This window comes from Clostridium tepidiprofundi DSM 19306 (assembly GCF_001594005.1).
In the GTDB taxonomy this organism is placed as follows: Bacteria; Bacillota; Clostridia; order Clostridiales; family Clostridiaceae; genus Clostridium_AC; species Clostridium_AC tepidiprofundi.
This window is the reverse complement of record NZ_LTBA01000023.1, coordinates 1-21,172: the sequence shown is the minus strand read 5'-3', so window position 1 is coordinate 21,172 and position 21,172 is coordinate 1. Positions and strand designations below refer to the sequence as shown.

The 21,172-nt window shown below is 29.5% G+C and carries 20 protein-coding genes; 13 read left to right on the top strand and 7 right to left on the bottom strand.

Annotation, left to right across the window (positions count from 1 at the left end; all coding sequences use genetic code 11):
* Window positions 1-23 precede the first annotated feature (23 nt).
* Window positions 24-269 (bottom strand): AbrB/MazE/SpoVT family DNA-binding domain-containing protein, encoded by a 246-nt coding sequence (locus tag CLTEP_RS09305; RefSeq protein WP_066825889.1) that lies wholly within the window; start codon window positions 267-269, stop codon window positions 24-26.
* Between the two features lie 1,645 nt (window positions 270-1,914).
* On the opposite strand from CLTEP_RS09305, the gene CLTEP_RS09300 reads away from it, so the two are divergent.
* From CLTEP_RS09300 to argF, 4 genes are all read left to right on the top strand, one after another.
* Window positions 1,915-2,463, top strand: a complete 549-nt coding sequence (locus CLTEP_RS09300; RefSeq protein ID WP_153016313.1) for a DUF1836 domain-containing protein — start codon at window positions 1,915-1,917, stop codon at window positions 2,461-2,463.
* An 858-nt stretch (window positions 2,464-3,321) separates the two neighbouring features.
* The gene (arcC, locus tag CLTEP_RS09295; RefSeq protein WP_066825882.1) at window positions 3,322-4,266 is read left to right on the top strand and encodes a carbamate kinase; all 945 of its coding nucleotides are present in this window, start codon (window positions 3,322-3,324) and stop codon (window positions 4,264-4,266) included.
* 62 nt (window positions 4,267-4,328) lie between these two features.
* On the top strand, window positions 4,329-5,543 hold the full coding sequence (gene arcA, locus CLTEP_RS09290) for an arginine deiminase (RefSeq protein WP_066825870.1): 1,215 nt from the start codon (window positions 4,329-4,331) through the stop codon (window positions 5,541-5,543).
* Between the two features lie 209 nt (window positions 5,544-5,752).
* Window positions 5,753-6,751, top strand: a complete 999-nt coding sequence (gene argF, locus CLTEP_RS09285; protein WP_066825867.1) for an ornithine carbamoyltransferase — start codon at window positions 5,753-5,755, stop codon at window positions 6,749-6,751.
* Between the two features lie 62 nt (window positions 6,752-6,813).
* On the opposite strand, the gene CLTEP_RS09280 is transcribed toward argF, so the two are convergent.
* Together CLTEP_RS09280 and CLTEP_RS09275 are read right to left on the bottom strand one after the other, a co-directional pair.
* On the bottom strand, window positions 6,814-8,019 hold the full coding sequence (locus CLTEP_RS09280; protein WP_066825864.1) for a cation:proton antiporter: 1,206 nt from the start codon (window positions 8,017-8,019) through the stop codon (window positions 6,814-6,816).
* Window positions 8,020-8,053: 34 nt separating this feature from the next.
* Complete coding sequence (locus tag CLTEP_RS09275) at window positions 8,054-8,398, bottom strand: P-II family nitrogen regulator (protein ID WP_066825861.1); 345 nt, start codon at window positions 8,396-8,398, stop codon at window positions 8,054-8,056.
* Between the two features lie 249 nt (window positions 8,399-8,647).
* On the opposite strand from CLTEP_RS09275, the gene CLTEP_RS09270 reads away from it, so the two are divergent.
* The 4 genes from CLTEP_RS09270 (at window position 8,648) to CLTEP_RS09255 (ending at window position 12,171) form a co-directional block, all read left to right on the top strand.
* Window positions 8,648-9,514 carry a DegV family protein gene (locus tag CLTEP_RS09270; protein ID WP_066825858.1) on the top strand — a complete coding sequence of 289 codons (867 nt, stop codon included), beginning with the start codon at window positions 8,648-8,650 and terminating at the stop codon, window positions 9,512-9,514.
* 229 nt (window positions 9,515-9,743) lie between these two features.
* Window positions 9,744-10,403 carry a class II aldolase/adducin family protein gene (locus tag CLTEP_RS09265; protein WP_066825855.1) on the top strand — a complete coding sequence of 220 codons (660 nt, stop codon included), beginning with the start codon at window positions 9,744-9,746 and terminating at the stop codon, window positions 10,401-10,403.
* Window positions 10,404-10,469: 66 nt separating this feature from the next.
* Window positions 10,470-11,546: an S-methyl-5-thioribose-1-phosphate isomerase gene (mtnA, locus tag CLTEP_RS09260; RefSeq protein ID WP_066825854.1), complete on the top strand. Its 1,077-nt coding sequence runs from the start codon at window positions 10,470-10,472 to the stop codon at window positions 11,544-11,546.
* Between the two features lie 7 nt (window positions 11,547-11,553).
* Complete coding sequence (locus CLTEP_RS09255) at window positions 11,554-12,171, top strand: hypothetical protein (protein ID WP_066825851.1); 618 nt, start codon at window positions 11,554-11,556, stop codon at window positions 12,169-12,171.
* 259 nt (window positions 12,172-12,430) lie between these two features.
* On the opposite strand, the gene dps is transcribed toward CLTEP_RS09255, so the two are convergent.
* Window positions 12,431-12,985: a DNA protection during starvation protein gene (dps, locus tag CLTEP_RS09250; protein WP_153016312.1), complete on the bottom strand. Its 555-nt coding sequence runs from the start codon at window positions 12,983-12,985 to the stop codon at window positions 12,431-12,433.
* Between the two features lie 319 nt (window positions 12,986-13,304).
* Here dps and CLTEP_RS09245 point away from each other — a divergent pair, with 319 nt between their 5' ends.
* On the top strand, window positions 13,305-14,066 hold the full coding sequence (locus tag CLTEP_RS09245) for an N-acetylmuramoyl-L-alanine amidase family protein (protein WP_066825850.1): 762 nt from the start codon (window positions 13,305-13,307) through the stop codon (window positions 14,064-14,066).
* A gap of 179 nt (window positions 14,067-14,245) precedes the next feature.
* Here the strand turns inward: CLTEP_RS09245 and CLTEP_RS09240 are convergent, their stop codons facing one another.
* Complete coding sequence (locus CLTEP_RS09240; RefSeq protein ID WP_066825848.1) at window positions 14,246-14,896, bottom strand: hypothetical protein; 651 nt, start codon at window positions 14,894-14,896, stop codon at window positions 14,246-14,248.
* 188 nt (window positions 14,897-15,084) lie between these two features.
* On the opposite strand from CLTEP_RS09240, the gene nadE reads away from it, so the two are divergent.
* Window positions 15,085-15,933, top strand: coding sequence for an NAD(+) synthase (gene nadE / locus CLTEP_RS09235; RefSeq protein WP_066825845.1), 849 nt, complete (start codon window positions 15,085-15,087; stop codon window positions 15,931-15,933).
* A 98-nt stretch (window positions 15,934-16,031) separates the two neighbouring features.
* A complete protein-coding gene (locus CLTEP_RS09230) occupies window positions 16,032-17,438 on the top strand; it encodes an ATP-binding protein (RefSeq protein WP_066825842.1) in 1,407 nt (468 codons plus the stop codon).
* Window positions 17,439-17,656: 218 nt separating this feature from the next.
* Here the strand turns inward: CLTEP_RS09230 and ispF are convergent, their stop codons facing one another.
* Window positions 17,657-18,124, bottom strand: a complete 468-nt coding sequence (ispF, locus tag CLTEP_RS09225; protein WP_066825839.1) for a 2-C-methyl-D-erythritol 2,4-cyclodiphosphate synthase — start codon at window positions 18,122-18,124, stop codon at window positions 17,657-17,659.
* 248 nt (window positions 18,125-18,372) lie between these two features.
* Here ispF and CLTEP_RS09220 point away from each other — a divergent pair, with 248 nt between their 5' ends.
* Together CLTEP_RS09220 and CLTEP_RS09215 are read left to right on the top strand one after the other, a co-directional pair.
* Window positions 18,373-19,005 (top strand): CPBP family intramembrane glutamic endopeptidase, encoded by a 633-nt coding sequence (locus CLTEP_RS09220; RefSeq protein ID WP_242863902.1) that lies wholly within the window; start codon window positions 18,373-18,375, stop codon window positions 19,003-19,005.
* Window positions 19,006-19,684: 679 nt separating this feature from the next.
* Window positions 19,685-19,960, top strand: a complete 276-nt coding sequence (locus CLTEP_RS09215) for a hypothetical protein (protein ID WP_066825833.1) — start codon at window positions 19,685-19,687, stop codon at window positions 19,958-19,960.
* Between the two features lie 152 nt (window positions 19,961-20,112).
* Here the strand turns inward: CLTEP_RS09215 and CLTEP_RS09210 are convergent.
* Window positions 20,113-21,172: IS4 family transposase (locus tag CLTEP_RS09210; protein WP_066825831.1), on the bottom strand; the 1,060-nt coding region annotated here is incomplete at its 5' end.

The window sequence follows — 21,172 nt, the reverse complement described above, 5'->3', positions numbered from 1 at the left end:
GTGGATAGCCGCTTATTTACCGGTTATTTACCAGATTTTAATTCTTCAAGACATGCTTTACAGATGTTTTTACCTTTGTAGTTAACAACATCTCTAGCGTCGCCACAGAAAATACAAGCAGGTTGATATTTCTTCAATATGATTTGTTCTCCATCTACATAAATCTCAAGAGCATCTTTTTCAGCGATTTCTAATGTTCTTCTTAATTCTATAGGAATAACTATTCTTCCTAACTCGTCTACTCTTCTTACTACACCAGTTGATTTCATAATTAAATTTCCTCCTTAAAATAATATTATTTTTCAAATTCTTAGTAATAATTTGCAATTTTAAACTAATACAATATTCGACAATTGTATGATTAGATAATAGCAAATGTGACATAAAAAGTCAATATATAATTTGAATATTTTTAGTTTTAGTTACAAAATGTATGTTAGTTTCCATCTATAGTTAATATACTACCAAAATATACAAATGTCAATAATGTTTTTTTATAATAATATTATTTTATTTTGATGTGTAAATGTAGATATATCAACGATATATAAAGTTTTAAGTTTATAAAGAGGTAAAAAATATGTAAAAAATAAATTATAAATATTTTGCAAATAAAATAGTAATATAATGGATAAAGAAAAATTAATGTCGAAGGCTTGTACTAATTTTATTCAATAATTTGGAATAATTGAAAAAATAAATAATTAATTCATATAAAATTATTATATAATATAAAAATTATTTATTTAGAGTATGTACTAGTATTATAAAATTATTCAAATAATTACAGAATAATATATTTATACATTGATCAAGAAAATTATGTAAATTTTCTTTGAAATAGTTTTAAAATATTATCCACAAAATAATGAGTAAGTTATCCACATCAATGTAATAAAATATAACATCACGGTAGTATAAATTTTTAAATCATTTAAGCTGTAGAGTTTATGTAATTAATCACAATTTATCCACAGAAATTGTGGATAAATTGTGTGGATATGTGTATTTTACTTTGAGGTTAAAAAATTAACAATGAATAACTTGTAATAAGGTTATAAATACCGTATAATATTTATATAGGAATAAGTAAATAAGCTACTTCAACTACTTTATTTAAGAAAGTTTACACTAGAATCTGGATTTTAAATTCTAGAACATAACCTAAAAACCTAAAACCTAATACCCAGCACCAGCTACTGTCCATCAAGTTACAAATCTGTACTAGAGATTAGAGACTGAACAGAAGTTGCCAATCACCAGTCGCCAATCGCTAAATTAAATTGTTACATTGATGGAGATTGGAGATTAGAGACTGGAGACTAGAGATTAGCCCTAGCACCCAGCACCTAGTTCACGGTGTTTTGTTGGATATTATAGGGGAGTGATATGTTTATAGAAAATTTGGCAATAATTAATATGTTGATAAATTTAACATTTTGTGTGGAAGTCTCCCATCTTCTATAAGTGGGAGATGGATAACACCATTTTTGAAAGGGTTCAATGCCCTTGAAAAAATGCACTCCACTTGATATAGTGAAAATATAAAAGTTCTTATAAAACTGAACATATAAGGTTGTGGTAAGAAAAAGCTTTACCACGTAAAATATTCAAGCACACGCCCTGCACCAAAAGAGCGAAAACCAAGCCTTGACGTTGGTGCAGTCCGAACTATTACAATCGTCTAAGACGGTGGTTTCTTGCCAGGAAATAAAACTGGTATTATATCGAGGTCGGAACGACCTTTTGAGCTTGGGTAAACTTGGTACGTTGGTACTATTGACCAAGAAGCTCCCACTTCAACGAAGTAAGTGGCGAGTAGTTCACAATATTAGTTAAAAAATATAAAGGATGTGAAATAAATTGAAAGCTAGTGATTTTTCAATTGAAAAAGTTAATAAGCTAACAAAAGAAATGGCAAAAAACAGTATAATACCATATTCAGATTTACCTCAATATGATCTATTTTTATCTCAGGTAATTGATTATTTAAACGATAGATTTGAGAATGAAAATTATACGAATAACATTGTTCAGAATTATATAAAAAATGAAGTCATTTCAAAGCCTGAAGATGGTAGAAAAAGAGGATATACAAAATTGCATCTTGCTCAGTTAGCACTTTTAAGCTATATGAGGCCTATATTGACGACTGATGAAATTAAAAAAGTATTTAGGCTTGCTTTTAATGAGATAAATGATAGAAGTGATGATATTATTTCATGGGAAAAAGCGTATAAGATTTTCTGTGATATACAGGAGAAATGTTTTGATTCCTTTGTAAAGAGTGATTACTTTGATGAGGCAGAAATTAGTTCTATGATTAAAGACATTAATCTTAAAAGTAAAAATGATGAAAAGAGAATAGAAGTATTTCTCATAGTTATGACATTAATTGCTCAAGCAGGTGCAATTAAAAAGTTAGCACAAAAAATTGTTGATGAATATGGTAATGAGAATTAAGGCATTTGAAAGAAAATAACAAGTCAAAGATGCGACGTATATTTTGTGAAATACAAAGAGTTGGGTTCCGCTGATAGTGGATTCTATCAACGGGTTCCAACGATGAAGTAGTTTGCAAAATAGACTAGCATACTGACTAGTTATTTGTTTTAACAACTTGATGCATAAGAGCCATTTCTTACAACTCTAAAACCATCTCTAAACAAACCTTTTTCGTAAATAACAGATACATTATCGAATAAAAACGTTTCTTCGTTATCTACAACGAATTTTATTCCATCAACAATTTCTACAGCATCAGTTTCTCTTTGTTCATCCAGAACAAGACCAAGAATAGGGCCACCTCAGCCATAGCTGCGTATCATTAGACGCACAGTATCTTTGTTATATTCAGCCATCTTTTGTTTTAGAATTCTTGATGTGTTTGAATCTAAATTTATCTTCATAAAATACACCTTCCTAGAAATAAAATATTGTATTTTAAGCATACGATTATACATATGCAGGGTATCGGTATAGTATTATTGTATGCTAATATATTTATTTTGTCAATTGTGATTAAGTAAATTCAAAAAATTAAAAAAATTTTATTCATTGATTGCATATATTTATGCATTATTGTTTACTTTAAATGTTGAGAGTAAAAATTCTTTTATGTTATTGAAAAATAATAAAACATGAATTTATGAGGGGCATATAAAATTTTAGAGTGTAGTTTTTTAGAAAACTATTTTAACGATTTCAAAATTGATGAATATATATGCAATTTCTTTAAAAATGGAGCAGTTGACACTTATTTTATTTAAATATATCATTAAGGCGTAATGTATATTGGAAATAAATTAGGAGGGGTTAATTATGAAGATTGTCTTAGCATTAGGAGGAAATGCACTTCAATCGGATCCAAAAGATAAGAGTGCAAAAGCACAGTTAGAAACTTGTAAGAGAACTGCTAAATCAATAGTTGATTTAATTGAAGATGGACATAGAATTTCAATAGTTCATGGTAATGGACCACAAGTTGGTCAAATAGTTGCATCAGTTGAGGCAGCACATAAGGCAGATAATTCGAATGTATTATTTCCGTTTGATGTATGTGGAGCTTTCTCGCAAGGATACATAGGATATCATCTTCAAAATGCGATTACTGAAGAGTTAAAAAAGAGAAATATTGATAAACATGTTGGAACAGTAGTTACACAAGTCGTTGTGGATAAAGACGATCCAGGATTCCAAAATCCAACAAAACCTATAGGATCATTTTACAGTAAGGAAGAAGCTGAGAGACTTCAAACTGAACAGGGATATACTATGAAAGAAGATGCGGGAAGAGGATACAGGAGAGTAGTTGCTTCACCAAAGCCAATTGATGTTATTGAAAAGGATTTAATTAAATATTTAGTTGAATCTGGAGCGGTAGTAATCTCATGCGGTGGTGGAGGTATTCCAGTAGTTAGAGAGGGAAATGTTGTTAAAGGTGTTCCAGCAGTTATTGATAAGGATTTTGCTGCAGAGAAATTAGCAGAGATACTAGATGCAGATGCTTTAGTGATATTGACAGCGGTAGATAGGGTATGTGTTAATTTTAATACACCAGAGCAAAAGGAACTTTCTGAAATAACATTAGAAGAAGTTGATAAATACATAGAAGAAGGTCAATTTGCACCTGGAAGTATGCTCCCAAAGGTAGAGGCTTGCAAGAAATTTGTACAATACGATTCTAGTAAAATTGCTATTATTGCTTCATTGACAAAGGCAAAGGAAGCAATAAAAGGTTTGTCAGGCACTAAAATTATTGGATAAGTACAGTTAAAGGTAAGAAACTATTCAAGTAATTATGCCATATATGAAAAGGGTGAGTATAAATGGAAAATAAAAGAAAGATTCATGTTTATTCTGAGATTGGAAAGCTTAAGACAGTAATGCTTCATAGACCAGGAAGAGAGATAGAAAATCTTGTGCCTGATTATCTTGAAAGATTGCTTTTTGATGATATTCCTTATTTAAAAGTTGCAAAAGATGAGCACGATAATTTTGCGAATGTTTTAAGAATGAATGGTGTTGAAGTTTTATATCTTGAAAAATTGGTGAGTGAAGCATTACATGAGTGTGATGTTAAGGAAAAGTTTTTAAAAGAAGTTATATATGAATGTGATATTAAAGATGAAGATACAATTAAAGTATTAATTGAGTATTTTAAGTCTATGCCAACTAAAGCCATGGTTGATAAAATAATGGCAGGAGTTAGGAAAAAAGAAATTGGATTAAAAGAAAATTCAAATGAGTATCCATTCATAATGGATCCTATGCCAAATCTTTATTTTACTAGAGATCCTTTTGCTACAATCGGTAGTGGAGTATCAGTGAATTCTATGAGAACTAAAACAAGAAAAAGAGAAACTATATTTGGTAAGTATATTTTTAACTATCATCCTGAATACAAAGATTCTGGCATTAAATATTGGTACGATAGGACTGAAAAGTATAGTGTCGAGGGCGGAGATGAATTGATATTATCAGACGAAGTTATTGCGATTGGTGCAAGTGAAAGAACTGATAAGCAAGCAGCAATGAAAATTGCTAAAAAAATATTTGAGAGCAATGAAGGATTTAATACTTTATTGATATTTGATATACCTAAGAGCAGGGCATTTATGCACCTAGATACTGTATTTACTATGATTGATTATGATAAATTCACAGTACATCCAGGCATTGAGGGAGGCTTGAAGGTTACAGCTTTAACGTATGATGAAAAGAATAATGATGTTAAGGCAGTTGAAGAAGAGGGTACTCTTGAAAAAATATTATCTAGTCATTTAAAAAGGGACATAACTCTAATACGTTGCGGCGGAGGAGATCAAATTATTGCTGGTAGAGAACAGTGGAATGATGGTTCTAATACGCTTGCAATAGCACCAGGTAAGGTTATAACATATGAGAGAAATTATGTTACAAATGAGTTGCTAGATAAATATAATATTGAGGTTATTGCAATACCTTCATCTGAATTATCAAGAGGTAGAGGAGGCCCAAGATGTATGTCTATGCCTTTCTACAGAGAAGATTGTCATAAGTAGGGCGTAATTTAGATTTTTAGTATATACCTTACAATGAAAGATGTATCATGTAAATATTTTTATAGTGAATGTTAATACAGAATATATGTATATTAAATATTTTCTATTGGTTTTAATAATTTTGATAACCTGGTATACTAATAAGTGCAGTGTGGTTTAAATATTAAAAAGAAAAAATTTATTAAATATAAAGAGAGGGGAAAGTTAGAATGTATAATTTAAGAAACAGAAGTTTTTTAACTCTTATGGATTTTTCATCAAAGGAAATTAATTTCTTTTTAGACTTGGCTAGGGATTTAAAGAGAGCTAAATATGCAGGTGCTGAACAACCAAGACTTAAAGGTAAAAATATTGCTTTGATTTTTGAAAAGGCTTCAACAAGAACAAGATGTGCTTTCGAGGTTGCAGCACATGATCAAGGTGCTCACGTTACATATTTAGGACCAACTGGAAGCCAGATAGGTAAAAAAGAATCTATTGCGGATACTGCTAGAGTACTTGGAAGAATGTATGATGGTATTGAGTATAGAGGTTTTGGTCAAGAGGTAGTTGAAACATTAGCAAAATATTCTGGAGTACCAGTATGGAATGGATTAACTAATGAAGACCATCCAACACAGGTTTTAGCAGACTTTTTAACTATAAGAGAACACTTCAATAAGCCACTAAGTGAAATTAAATTTGCTTATGTTGGAGATGGAAGAAATAACATGGGTAATGCATTGATGATTGGTGCAGCTAAAATGGGAATGGATTTCAGAAGTGTATGTCCTAAAGAATTATTCCCAGAAGAAGAATTAGTAAAGAGATGCAGAGAGGTTGCTAAAGAATCAAGTGGAACAATTACTATTACTGATAGTGTAGCAGAAGGTGTTAAAGATGTAGATGTTATTTACACTGATGTTTGGGTATCAATGGGTGAACCAGACGAAGTTTGGGAAAAGAGAATAAATTTATTAAAACCTTATCAAGTTAATAAAGAAATGATGCAAATGACAGGAAATAAAGATACTAAGTTCATGCACTGCTTACCAGCTTTCCACGATTTAAATACTGCTGTAGGCAGAGAAATACATGAAAAATTCGGATTAGATGCAATGGAAGTAACTAATGAAGTGTTTGAAAGTGAAGCATCAATAGTATTTGATGAAGCTGAAAACAGAATGCATACTATAAAAGCTGTTATGGTAGCAACATTAGGACAATAATTAACACTTAAAAGTAGAAAGAGCATCTTCATATAGAAGGTGCTCTTAAAATATGTTTTAATTTAGCAATTTATATTTGATTTTGGGGAATTGCTTAAAGGTACTTCTCCGGCCCTAAATACTGCAATTTTAGTCATTAAAGGACCTATAAGTTCATAAATTACAGTGGCTGATAAAATAATTGTTCTTATTTTTGCACCATATGGGGAAGGCAATTCTGTTTCTGCAATCATTGCCAGTCCTATTGCGACACCTGCTTGAGGAATTAATGTAAAGCCTAAATACTTTTGTACTGTTTTAGGTGAATTTATAATTTTTGCTCCTAATGAAGCACCTAGCATTTTACCTAAAACTCTAAGAAGCATATATGCAATTCCTATAATTCCAACATCTTTTAATATTGATATATTGAGCTCTATACCTGCAAGCGTAAAAAATACTGCAAAAACTGGAGGAGTAAATCTATCAACAATTGATAATAATCTTTTATTGTTAGGTACTACATTTGTAACAGTAGCTCCAATGCACATACACACAAGTAATGCTGAAATATTTAATTCAACCGATAATCCAATTGCAGCAAAAATAACTGCAAGTGCAATAGTCAATAATTGATCTTCGCCATTTGCCCTATTTGCAACTATTGACAAAATTATACCTATGCATATGCCAACAACAAAGGCAAGAAAAATTTCACCAAAGGGTAATAATATCATTTTACCCATAGGGAGTTTAACATCTACGGATACTAATGATTTTGTTATTGCCATTGAAATACCAAAAATGATAATACCAACAGCATCATCCATAGCAACTATTGGAAGTAGCGTATTAACCAAAGGACCTTTAGCTTTATATTGCCTTATTACCATTAGAGTAGCAGCTGGAGCAGTTGCAGCGGCTATAGCACCAAGTGATATGCTAAAAAAAAGCTTTTCCTTAAAAATAAAAATCATAGCTAAATCTACAAGAATAACAGCACTTAAAGATTCAAGTACAGTTATTAACAATATGCCTTTACCTATCTTTTTCATATGGCTAAAGTTGAATTCGCTTCCTATGCTATAAGCAATTAAACCTAATGCCATTTCAGAAATTACATTTAATTTTTCAGCAGCTTCTACGGGTACTATACCTAGAATGCTTGGACCGATGAGAACACCTGCTAATAAATAACCAGTAACCTCTGGAAGTTTAATGTAGGATACGAGTTTACCCATAATAAGCCCAGAGATAAGAATCATTCCAGTGTAAAACAAAATATGCATCTATGAAGCCTTCCTTCTCTAAATATATTTTGAACTATTCTTTTACGATTCCTTCGACAAAGTTAACCGGTATGGTAAATACAATACCAACATCTGGCTTGGACAAATCTCCTACAATACGCTCTATGGCACTTACAGCAGTTTGAACTTGTGAATCCTTTATTACTGTAAATATTGTTTTATTAAAAGGACGCTTTTCATTCATAAGCATTTTTAATGAGCCGAATATTGGAACTTCACCTGAGGAAAAATGATTTAATACCTTAGCCATACCCGTACTATCAATTATTGTTGCTCCTTTTATACCTGATTTTGTAAATTCGTTCATTATTTCTTCTAGATAATTAATATTATTTAAAACGAATATAAGCATTTGCATGATATCACCCCACTTTTAAAAGTTTATAATATTTAAAATATTTTCAATATTTAATTTTATATACTACTAGTATACCAGTATAATAAATTATATTCAATAAATAGAAAAATTTGTTGATAAATTGATTAAAAAGTAGTAGAATATATACAAGATAATACATAGTTTTAATAACTATATTACATTATATTAACGGTTTGGACAAAAGTAAGTTGAGGGAGTCTTATAAAATTGATAAAGGTGGAAAATTTAATGGGAATTAAAATTATTACAGATAGCACCTCGTATATTCCGAAAGAGTTTTGGGAATTATTTGATATAACTGTGATTTCATTGAGTGTAATATTTGAAGATGAAACATTTAAAGAGTTGGAAGTTGATAATGATTACTTCTATAATAAACTTAAAAATAGCACGACTATGCCAACTTCATCTCAACCATCAATAGAGGAACTCTATAATATTTTTGAAAAAGAAATTAAAAATGGAAATAAAATTGTAGCTGTTTTTATATCTTCTGGGGTGAGTGGAACGTATCAATCAGCTCTTTTGGTGAAGGATATGATATTAGAAAATTACCCACATGCAGAAATTGAGGTGATTGATTCCAAGACTATATGTATGCAGCTTGGGTATGCTGTTTTATCAGCAGCAAAAGCAGCTAAGTCAGGAAATAGTATGGAGGAAGTCGTAAATTCAGCAAAAACGGTTTTGAAGAGAAGTAGATTTATATTTATTCCTGATACATTGGAGTACTTAAAAAGAGGGGGAAGGATAGGAGAAGCACAGGCTTTAATAGGAAAGATAATGCAAATAAAGCCAATACTTACTTATTCAAAAGGAAAAGTTGCTATATTATCTAAGGTTAGAACAAAGAAGAAAGCTCTTATGGCAATAATTGATATAATGCTTAATGATGTTAAAGAGCATGGTTTAAATGATATAATAGTACACCACATAAATGATGAAGATGAAGCTATAAAGTTTGCAAAAATTATTGAAAAAAAGATTGGTAGATCAGTTGAAATATGCGACATAGGTCCTATTGTTGGACTTCATGTTGGGCCTGGAGCTCTTGGAATTGCTTATACTACGCAAAGCGATTTATGTTTAGAGTGATGTAATGAATATTTTAGAGGTTTCTGTCTATAGGGCAGAAGCCTTTAATTTTTTATAGCAAATTATATATTAATAATGTGAATTTATGGTATCATATAAGTAGATATATGCTTGCTTTTGCTTCAGGTGGAGTAGAGCCTCCACCTGAAGTCTCGATGTTTTGCTTTAGCAAAACGAGTTCACTTGAATGAGCCTAAGTAAATGTAAAGCATGAAAGGATGAATATAAAATGTATTTAGATATAAGAAAACAAGTTATTGAAACAGGCATAAATATGATAAATAGTAATATGACAGTTGGAACTTGGGGAAATATAAGTGCAAGAATTCCAGGGGAAAATTACATGGCGATAACACCTAGTGGAGTTGATTATAAAGAAATACAACCAAATGATATAGTTATTATGGATTTTGAGGGAAACATAATTGATGGTAATAAAAAGCCTTCAATTGAATTTCCGATGCATTCAATTATTTATAAAAATAGAAATGATATAAATGCGATAGTTCATACACATAGTCAATATGTTACTGCATTTGCACTTGCAAGAAAACCTATTCCTGCTGCAGCGGAGGATATGGTTCAAATTGTTGGGGGGGATGTGAGAGTAAATGAATATTTTCTTCCAGGCTCTAGTGAACTTGGGGAAGCTGTAGTTAAAGCACTAGAAGGAAGAATGGCAGCAGTACTTGCCAATCATGGATGTCTAGCAGCGGGAAGAAACTTGAAGGAAGCTTTAAAAACAGCACAGATAGTTGAAAAGTCAGCAAAAGAGGTTATATTTGCAAATATTCTTGGGGGTGTAGTAGAATTGCCTAAAGAGGATGTTGACTACATGAGGGATTTCTATTTAAATAGTTATAGTAAGGCGTTTTCAAAAAATAAATAACATACTTGACTTGTTATTTTCTTTCAAATGTCTAAGTAAAATCTAAAATATTTTGAGGTGGTAAATATGTCAAATGTAAAAACTATTGAGTGGAAAGATGATACTTTGGTATTAATAGATTGTACTAAATTGCCAGTAGAAGAAAAATATATTGAATGTAAAGAATATTCTACTTTATGCAAAGCTATAAAAGTGTTAAGCGTCAGGGGCGCACCAGCAATTGGAGTATCAGCTGCTTATGGTGTTGTATTAGCCGCTATACAGGCACAAAAAGAAACTTCTACAAAAGAAGAGTATTTCAAATTCATTAATAATGCTATTAAGGAATTATCCTCTACAAGACCTACTGCGGTGAATTTGTTTTGGGCTCTTGACAGAATGAAGAAAAAACTTGATACTTTAAATGAACTTGAAAAAGATATTATTAAGGATAAATTATTAGAAGAAGCTAATAAAATATATAAAGAAGATATAGAATGTAACATGGCTATAGGCAAACATGGAAATGATGTTGTTCTAGAGAATGCCAGTATACTTACACATTGTAATGCTGGGGCGCTTGCAACAGCAGGATATGGAACAGCACTTAGTGTTATAAGATATGCTCATAGTTCAGGAAAGAATATAAAGGTATATGCAGATGAAACGAGACCATTGCTTCAAGGTTCAAGATTAACTGCGTGGGAACTTGTTAAAGAAGGAATACCAACAACACTTATAACAGATAATATGGCTGGATATGCAATGAAGCTTGGTAAAATAGATATGGTTATTTTTGGAGCGGATAGAATAACATTGAATGGTGATGTTGCAAATAAAATAGGTTCATACTCAGTTGCAGTTCTTGCTAAGGAACATGGAATTCCAGTGTATGCAGCTGCACCACTTTCTACAATAGATATAAGTCTTACTGATGGTGATGAAATTCCTATTGAGGAAAGAAACAAAAATGAAGTAAGGCAATTATTTGGAGTGCAGACAGCACCTAATGATGTTGATACATTTAATCCAGCTTTTGATGTTACACCTCATAAATACATAACAGGCATTATTACAGAAGTTGGAATATTAAGACCACCTTATAATCTTTCAATACCAAAAGCTTTTAAAATAAAAGAAGAAATTATGAAGGATAAGGAGTAAATCAGATATGGATACGAATTTACAAAAAATAAATGAAATCATTCAAATGGGATACACAAAATTAGAAGAGGAAAATGTTAAGGATGCATGTACAATTTGGATGAAAGCGTGGGAGAGTTTAAAAAGAGTTATTCATGTTAAGAAATTTACATCAATTGAAGAAATAGATGATGAATTTGAAGGATATGAAAGTTTAGAGAATTGGTGTCAGGATTTTGAAATGGAACTTGAAAATGCAGCTTCTTTAAATAAAGAATTCTATAAAATCAGGATAAGATATTGTATGGAGTTCTATAATTTATTGCCTGATTCTGATGAATTCATAATTTTAAATATGAAGTTAGCTGAGGCAGAGTCATATTTTGAAATAGGTTCTATAATGACGAGTGAGAAAATTTTTGAATCAGCTGCAGAGGAATTTAATGATTATGCATGGGTTTATATAAAATGGGGTGATGTTTATTGGCTTTCAAATATTCTAAAAAAGCAAAGAGAGTTAATAGATTTTGATAAAGCTGAGAAAATATATAGAGAAGGACTTAATAAAGGATTAGAGGATGAGTATATTCTTGAGGATAGACTGAATGATTTACTAGAGGCTAAGGAGAAACTAAGTTTGAAGTAATCATATATACTTGTAGAATTTTAAATCAAATAGGTGAGAATGTTAGCGTTGTCTGTCTGGTTTATATATACTTGCAAAGCTCTTAAAACCGTATAATAGTCTAAACAAGAATATGGATTTTGTGACTTGATAAGCTAATGAATAAAGCATATATTGCAAATTTGTGCAGTATATGCTTTTATAAATTCTGCAAAAATTTTATTTTTATAAAGTATTTAGGCATCTTCAAAAAATATATGGTCAAATATGAATAAGTTTACTATTTTAAGAATTTAGAAACAAATGGTGAGTTTTGATTACCTTTTCTTTCGATATGTCCTGCTGGACCTTCAGCTAGTAGTTCAGAAAACCACGCTTCGTGTTGTATTTCTTCTTGTAATATAGATTGAACAAGATCATAGGTTGCAAAATCTTTACCTGCTGTCATACTGCAAATTGAATTATAGTTGTATATAGCACATCTTTCAGCTTTTATAAATACTTTTAACATTTCTCTTAAGTCCATTGGATTTTTTGGCAATAATGGTGCTGGACATATGGACATATTGTGAAATTCAATTAAATTATCAGGTAGATTGCCGCCTAATTCATATATTCTAGGTATCAATGCTTCAAAATGATTTCTGTCTTCTATTCTTGCAGTTTCTGCTACATTTTTAATTACCTCTCCACCTAAACCAATAAGATTACACCTTAAAATGGTATAGTAATAATAAGTAATAAATTCAGCGGAAGCACTTTTAATTAAGAGTTCTAATAAAACGTCTACATCTATGCCAGCCATTTCAACAATTTTACGTGCAGCTGCAGTCACTTGTATTCTCCTTTCATAAATCTATAAATCAGTATATAATATTCAAACAATCCAATATGTGTGATATATTATTTTGTTTTGCAAAATTTAAATTATTAGCATATATATTGATGTGAATATAATAATGGAGAAATTAAATAATGTGAGTATTCTACAAAAAGCATTTTTAATAGTAATTTATCACTATATATAGTGGGAGAAGCAATATCATAAATTGTATAGCGAAAATTTACTAATAGTTTGTTATGGTTTAATCATAACATTTATTTGATATTACACATAAAATATATTGTAATGAAAAAATAATGGTGGTGATTTTGTGAAGATTTGTATTGATGCTGGGCATGGTGGAAGTGAGCCTGGAGCAATAGGTTCAGGAAATATAAAAGAAAAGGATATAACATTAAAGATTGCAAAATTGGCTGGTGAATTAGCGAAAATAAGTGGACTTGATGTAGTTTATACAAGAACATCAGATAAGTTTTTGAGTCTTAGAGATAGAGCGGAAATTGCAAATAGAAATGATTGTGATATCTTTATAAGTATACACTGCAATGCTTTTAGAAGAGAAAGTCATGGTACTGAAACCTATGGATTTCCAGGTAGCGAAGAAGGAAAGAAATTGGGGTTAGAAATTCATAATGAAATGTTAAAAGCAACAAAGCTTGCCAATAGGGGATATAAAACCGCAAGATTTGGAGTTCTAAGAATGACTAGTATGCCAGCGGTTTTAGTAGAAACTGCATTTATATCAAATCCAAAAGAGGAGAAATTACTTCTTTCTTATGAATTTCAAAAAAAGGTTGCTTGTGCAATAATAAAAGGTGCAGCTAAATATTTAAGTAAAAAATATCCTGGCAGAGATATTAATACTGATATTCATTATGAAGATAATGGACATAACGATAATGGACATGATGGGAATGAAGAAGTTATATTGAAACTCCAAAAATTTCTTAATAGCATAAACATTACAGATTATGAAGGCAAAATGCTTGTAGAGGATGGCATATTTGGTAAAAGAACAAAATCAGCATTTGAAAAGCTAAGTAAATTAATAGATAGTTATGAGTTAACATGATTAAGATTTAATATAAATAAAATTTAATCTCCAATCCCATAAGGCGTATTCAAAAAAACAATTAGTCAGTATGCTAGTATATTTGACTTGTTATTTTATATGCCTAAATAAGCTTCAGTTTTGAAGTTATAAAGCATGGGTTGGAGATTAATTGTTTACTGCGATTATATTATATTGCTTTATGATAAGGATTTTTCATTGTATCGTAGTATTATTTGAGTAACCTTATTTGTTTTACTATCTAAATAAAAGTCTAATATTTTGTCTTTATAATAGTATTCATAATTTGTAATACTATCATCAAAATCAAGTATTTTATTTGGTTTGCCATAAGCAGATGTTATTTCATCGCTTTTGCTTCCCAATCTAATTTGTCTATTAGTACCCATTTTGGTCACATCTATGTCACTAATTATTATGCTCCCGTCAGCTATATTAGTTCTTGTTCTTACTATGAATAATGGATTATCAGAAGGATATCCATGAGAATAATATTTATAATTATCTTTGTCATCAAATCCAACGAATCCCCAATTATTATTGTCATTAGCTGTACCAGAACCAATATTTTTAAATAATTCTTCTGAAAACTTACCAACTGTAATTTTATTTTTTTTGTAAGTTATAATAAAATCGTCTTCATTTAATTTAGAAATTTTGTTGTTGGGTGTATCAGACGTATCATTAGATATATTATTTTTAGTTGAAGTTTGAGTTTGAATTTGAGTGCTGTTTTTTGTAGTATCATTTTTATTAGAACACCCTGCAAATGAAAATATAGTGCATATTATTAATGGGGATATTATAATCTTTTTAATATTGAATTTCATAGTATCATCCTTTCACTATTTTGTTGCAAAATAAATCTTTGATACATATATTATATCAGAGATTTAGAATAACAGCGATATTTTTTGGGGTTCTACATGGTAAATTAATCAAATATATGGTAAAATTTTAATGCAGGGTGTTTAAAGTACAATGAATATATAATTTATTTTTGAGGTGGTGAAAAACTTTGAAGAGTGAAATAGTTAATTTCATAAAAAGGACAATTGATAAATACGATTATAAAGGTGCAGTTATTGGAATAAGTGGAGGAATTGATTCAGCAGTAGTTGCTAAGTTATGTGTTGAAGCATTAGGAAAAGATAAAGTGTTTGGAGTTTTGTTACCAGAGAGAGATTCATCATCAAGTACGGTTGATGATTCTAAGTTAGTGTGTGATTATTTAGGTATTTCTTATATTAAAAAATCTATAAGTCCAATATTAAGAGCAATGGGAGTATATTCACTTCAACCACCAGCACTGTTTATACCAGAGAGAATAAAGAAAAATTATGTAAAAAATAAATGGAAATCTTTGTCCAAAGAAGATACATTTTTAGAGGATTTACAGAACAAAGGTAATGAAGAATTTTTAAAAGGGATTGCATATTACAGAGCAAAACATAGAGTTAGGATGTGTTGCTTATACATGGAAGCAGAAAAAAGGAACTATGCAGTTATAGGTACTACCAATAAAACAGAATATGTAACTGGTTTTTATGTAAAATGGGGAGATGATTCTGTAGACATTGAACCTATTATGCATCTATATAAAACTCAAGTTTTTCAGCTCGCACGAGAACTTAAAATTCCTGAAAAGATAATAAACAAACCTCCAACTCCAGATTTGATTCCAGGAGTTACAGATGAATTTGCACTTGGTATGACTTATAAAGAGATAGATAGAATATTGAGAAAGATAGAATATAGACAAGACTTGAAGGGAGAAGATAGTAAAAAAGTTGAGAGAGTGAAGAAAATTTTAAGAGTTGCAGAAAAAAGAAATATTAGAATGGTAAATTTTACACCCCAGGGGTAGAATTAAAAGGTAGGATTGGGGTATAATATAACTAACTTTAGAATAACTAACTTATAAGTTAGTTATTCTAAAGTTAGTTATTTCAACGAGGTGATAATATGTTTGTAGGTAGAAGTGACGAAATTTTTGAATTAAATAGATTGTACGATTCTAATAAATTTGAATTTGCTGTTGTTTATGGAAGACGTAGAGTAGGAAAAACTACTCTTTTAACAGAATTTTGCAAAGATAAAAATGCAATTTTCTATGTTGCAGAAGAATATAATGATAAAAGAAATTTAGAAAATTTTAGTGATACTGTTTTGTCACATTTTAATATGAAGGGTTTTATACCTGACTTTACAGAATGGTATATGGCATTAAAATATATCGGTAAAATGGCCGAAAGCAAAAGAATTGTTCTTGTAATTGATGAATTCCCTTATACTGTTGCAGCTAATAAATCTATTCCTTCAATTTTACAAAATGTAATAGATCATTATCTAAAGGATACTAAATTATTCTTAATAATATGTGGTTCATCTATGAGTTTTATGGAAAAAGAAGTTTTAAGTTATAAAAGCCCTTTGTTTGGAAGGAAAACTGCACAATTTAAAATAGAACCTTTTGATTTTTTTACTTCTTGTGAATTTTTTAAAAATTATTCTAATGAAGATAAGATTTTAGCTTATGGAATTTTAGGTGGTATACCTCAATATTTACAGAAATTTGATTATAATTTAAGCATTGAAGAAAATATTAAGAATTCTTTCTTTAATAAAAATTCTTATTTTTATGATGAGCCAAGAAACATTCTTAAACAAGAACTTAGAGAACCGATATTTTACAATTCAATTATAGAGTCTATTGCAAAAGGAGCTTCTAAACTGAATGAAATATCTACTAAGGTTGGTGAACCGTCGGATAAATGTGCTAAATATTTAAAAAATCTTTTAGAATTAGGTATTTTAGATAAAGAAATACCTTTGGGTGAAAAAGAAACTTCAAGGAAAACCTTATATAAAATAAAAGATAATATGTTTTGCTTTTGGTTTAAGTTTGTTTTTGGTAATGCAGAGCTTATAGAACAAAAAAAGCTGGATTACATTTACAAGAAAAAGGTATTTCCATTTATTAATGATTATCTTGGTTCTGTATTTGAAGATATTTGTATTCAATATCTAAGGAGAAAAAATATTAATGATGAATTACCTTTTATATTTGATTCAATAGGTCGTTGGTGGGGTAATAATCCTATTAAAAAATGTGAAGAGGAAATTGATATAATATGTAGAAGTGATACAAACATCATGTTTGGAGAATGTAAGTGGAGAAATGAACCTATAAATATGAGAATTGTTAATTCGCTTATAGAGAAAGCCGCTATTTTTAATATGCCTAATAAGTATTATATTTTCTTTTCGAAAAGTGGTTTTAAAAAGGAGGTTATTGACTTCAATAATATAAATAAAAATATTATACTTATTACTTTAGATGATATGATTGAAGCATGTACATCAACTTAAAAAGAAGGGGCTAGGATTTAGGTGCTAGGGCTAATCTCTAGTCACTAATCACTAATCTCCATCAAGGCAACAATCTGCTTTAGTGATTGGCGACTGGTGATTGGCAACTGCTGTTTAGTTTCCAGTCTCTAATCTCTAGTACAGATTTGTAACTTGATGGACAGTAGCTTTTCTAGGTACTGGGAGAAAAGACAAGGTGCTAGGTTGCAAGTTGGTTGCTAACCTAGCAAACATATGCTTTGAGCAGAAATTCCTTCGTTTTTGCCAGTAAATCCTAAACCTTCTTCTGTAGTTGCCTTTATGTTGACTTGGTTTTCTGAAATATTGAGTGCTTTTGATATGTTTTTAATCATTGTAGGTATATGTGGTGCCATCTTAGGTTTTTGAGCTATTATAGTTGCATCAATATTTTCAATAGTATATCCTTTTTCATATATTAAATTACCAACATATTCCAAAAGCAATAAACTAGAGATTCCTTTATATTTTTCATCTGTATCAGGAAAATGTTTGCCTATATCTCCGAGTGCAGCAGCACCGAGTAAACTGTCACATATTGCATGTAAAAGCACATCTGCATCAGAATGACCTAAAAGACCTAATTCATAAGGTATTTCAACTCCACCTAAAATAAGTTTTCTATTTTCAACTAATTTATGCACATCATATCCCATTCCTATTCTCATTGCTGTTACCTCCAATTATGAAATGAATTTTGTATAATTATTTTATCACTATTTTAGGCATAGTGAAATATATATGTATATCAGTATGTTGAACTATTTTGTGCCATAGTGCGTTGCCAGAACTTGTTGATAGCTGGGATATCGATGAAACCTGTCTCCTTATCTGGCACAAAATATACGTCGAATTTTTGACTAGTTATTTTTTGAAAATGCCTAAATAAAAAAATGAAGAAGGTGATGACTTGGCAGTGGAGATGGTTGTTGTTATTTTTAGTAGTATTGTGCTTTTTTTACTATTTAAAAATATAAATTTTGTAATTATTATGGTTTCAATAATTTATTTATTAATGGAGTTATTAATAAGTAATCATTCATTAATTGATATTGGCTTTAATAGTAAAGGGGCAATACAAGATGTAAGAAAAACTTGGTTTTTAATATTGTTAGTAGGGGTAATTTTACCGTTGATAACATTTTTTCTAGGAAAGTATAAGGTAGTTGGCTTTTTAGATCACGTAGTTTCACGTATTCCTATGGATATTAATCAAAAATTTATGACAATTATAAATATTGCAATAGGTACTTTCATAGAAGAAGTAATTTATAGAGGCGTCCTTCAGTCAATACTTACAAGTGTTATTGGAACTCCTTCAGCTATTGTAGTAGCATCTATAATATTTGCTGCAATGCATTTTTCAAAAGGACCTATTCTTATTGTATGTTTTGATATGTCTTTTATATTTATAGATAGTATAGTTTACGGTAGTATTTTTGCAAAAACAGGAAATTTATTTGCTTCTTGGACAGGTCATTGTTTAAATGACTTAATTGCACTATTTCTAATAGTGCTTTTTATACCAACTTATAAAAAAATTAATTAACCCCATTTAAACAGATTAAGGAATTAAACGATTTTGCTTGATATTTTAATTGAAATAATTTACAATATAGTTATATTATTTATATATTTGTGTAAAAACTTTATTTAAGAACAAAGTTATGCACAAGTTATTCACAATTATGTGGATAATGTTGATAACTATTTTAAAAAAGTATAATTAATGATAAATAAGTATAGTACATTTAATTATTAAAAAGGAGTTTATATTGAATAGCTAAATACAATATATTGATATAAAAATATAAAATCAAATAAAAGTATCAATATGTTGTATAAAATTTTTTGTATATACTTTAATAATGCATTTTAAATGATGTATACTTAATGATGACAATAATTTTATTTTGTAAAATTTACTTATAATTATTAAAATAAATTAAACTTTTTTTGAATATAAGCAATTATAAAAATTGATAAATAATAATTATTAAGAAAAAATAACAAGTTATTCACAGCAATGTTGTGGATAATGTGGATAACTTATTAAGATATATGAAAGTGAAGTTGTTTTGCTAAAGCAAATCATCGAGACTTCAGTGAAGACTTTACTCCACCTGAAGCAAAAGCCTCAATATCCTACTTATAGAAGTGGAAGTCGTATAGAATCGATAAATAACACTCAAATATACCAGTATGCAGAGATTGAAGGAGAATAAAATATGAAGATATTAATATTCACAGTGTGTATAGTTTTAATAGTTATATTAATTGTAGAAGCAATAACAGAATATTTTTTTTCACAGATTATAGTAAGAAAAGTAAAAAATCATGATGATTTGCTTGAAGGACAAATAAGCAGAGGGCTGATAGACAGAGGGTATTATGAAGCTTTAAAAAAAGAAAAAGTTTATATGACTACAAATGATGGATTAAAGCTTGAGGGGCAATGTCATAAAGCTATGATTCAATATTTTTACAAAATGCACTTATTCTAGAATGCTATAGGAATTTAGATTTTCTTCGTAGAGTTATTTATACCGAAATAATGCAAATTATATTGAGCTTTTTTAATTTTAGGTATAAGAAATAAACTTCCGTCACAATAATGGAAGTTTATTTCTATTTTTTCATAATTAAGTAATTAGATTTATAAAGCTCTCTTTTTATTCATTCTATTTACCATTTGAGTTGATTTATTCTCTTTTCTTTTAAAGTTCCTATTTGGCCTAATTGGAATTACATTTCTTTCGATTTCTTCTTGGATATACCTTAGCATTCGTGAACGTTTCCAAGGGTTATTCATAGATATCAAAGTAATCAATGTATCCTTAAGCTTACCAATCAAGACATTAGTATTAACTTTATATTCATATGTTAGATTTTTATCTTTATATTCTTCTTCAATTGCTTCATTAGCATCTTTTTTCGCTAGTGCAACCATATTTGCAAGATACATAGTAGCATAAAAATCTTGTTCTATTGCTATCTGTGTTTCACCCGTAAAATTCTCAATTTGTAATTTGTTTTTTATTTCATTATATTTAACTTCAATTCCCCATCTCTTAAAATAAAGTTCTTTAAAATCCACTATTGTAAAATCCTCATCAAATATATTAGTTATTAGTGTTTCAATTATTCCTGAATTTAATTTAAACTTTAATACTCTCATTTTTAATACAATACCATTGTATTTAACTTCTACAATTTGATCTTGATTAGGAGCATTAACAACCTCTTTTAAAAATCTATTGCTGACTCTCATCAAATATTTTAATTGTTTTACTTCAAGAAAATTTATAAAATCTCTAGAGGGATACCCTCTATCAAATAATAATAAATCATTATATGTACCTTCTGCACACATTTTAATTATTAATTCTTCTGCTAGTTTTCTCTCTCCAGTTTTATAATTGTCTATTTTTGATGCTATAATCATATCATTTTCTACATCATATAAAATAGAAGCTTTAGCACGTGCAACCTTGGAATTTTGGTTTTCAACATATCCAAATTTTTCTCTTAACTTTTCGCTATTATGTAATTGTAACACTGTACCATCAATTGCTAACAACCTATATCCTCTATATGTATTAAAAGGAGTGTTCTTATAAAACCATTTATTTACTTGATCTAGAAGATATACAAATGCTTTAGGTGAAACCTTTCGTCGAGCTTGAGAAAAAGCTTGTTTAGTTATACTTACATCA

Coding starts and splice junctions, on each gene's coding strand:
- CLTEP_RS09305 (WP_066825889.1), bottom strand. CDS start 269: ATGAAATCAACTGGTGTAGTAAGAAGAGTAGACGAGTTAGGAAGAATA.
- CLTEP_RS09300 (WP_153016313.1), top strand. CDS start 1,915: ATGGCAAAAAACAGTATAATACCATATTCAGATTTACCTCAATATGAT.
- arcC (WP_066825882.1), top strand. CDS start 3,322: ATGAAGATTGTCTTAGCATTAGGAGGAAATGCACTTCAATCGGATCCA.
- arcA (WP_066825870.1), top strand. CDS start 4,329: ATGGAAAATAAAAGAAAGATTCATGTTTATTCTGAGATTGGAAAGCTT.
- argF (WP_066825867.1), top strand. CDS start 5,753: ATGTATAATTTAAGAAACAGAAGTTTTTTAACTCTTATGGATTTTTCA.
- CLTEP_RS09280 (WP_066825864.1), bottom strand. CDS start 8,019: ATGCATATTTTGTTTTACACTGGAATGATTCTTATCTCTGGGCTTATT.
- CLTEP_RS09275 (WP_066825861.1), bottom strand. CDS start 8,398: ATGCAAATGCTTATATTCGTTTTAAATAATATTAATTATCTAGAAGAA.
- CLTEP_RS09270 (WP_066825858.1), top strand. CDS start 8,648: ATGGGAATTAAAATTATTACAGATAGCACCTCGTATATTCCGAAAGAG.
- CLTEP_RS09265 (WP_066825855.1), top strand. CDS start 9,744: ATGTATTTAGATATAAGAAAACAAGTTATTGAAACAGGCATAAATATG.
- mtnA (WP_066825854.1), top strand. CDS start 10,470: ATGTCAAATGTAAAAACTATTGAGTGGAAAGATGATACTTTGGTATTA.
- CLTEP_RS09255 (WP_066825851.1), top strand. CDS start 11,554: ATGGATACGAATTTACAAAAAATAAATGAAATCATTCAAATGGGATAC.
- CLTEP_RS09240 (WP_066825848.1), bottom strand. CDS start 14,896: ATGAAATTCAATATTAAAAAGATTATAATATCCCCATTAATAATATGC.
- CLTEP_RS09230 (WP_066825842.1), top strand. CDS start 16,032: ATGTTTGTAGGTAGAAGTGACGAAATTTTTGAATTAAATAGATTGTAC.
- ispF (WP_066825839.1), bottom strand. CDS start 18,124: ATGAGAATAGGAATGGGATATGATGTGCATAAATTAGTTGAAAATAGA.
- CLTEP_RS09215 (WP_066825833.1), top strand. CDS start 19,685: ATGAAGATATTAATATTCACAGTGTGTATAGTTTTAATAGTTATATTA.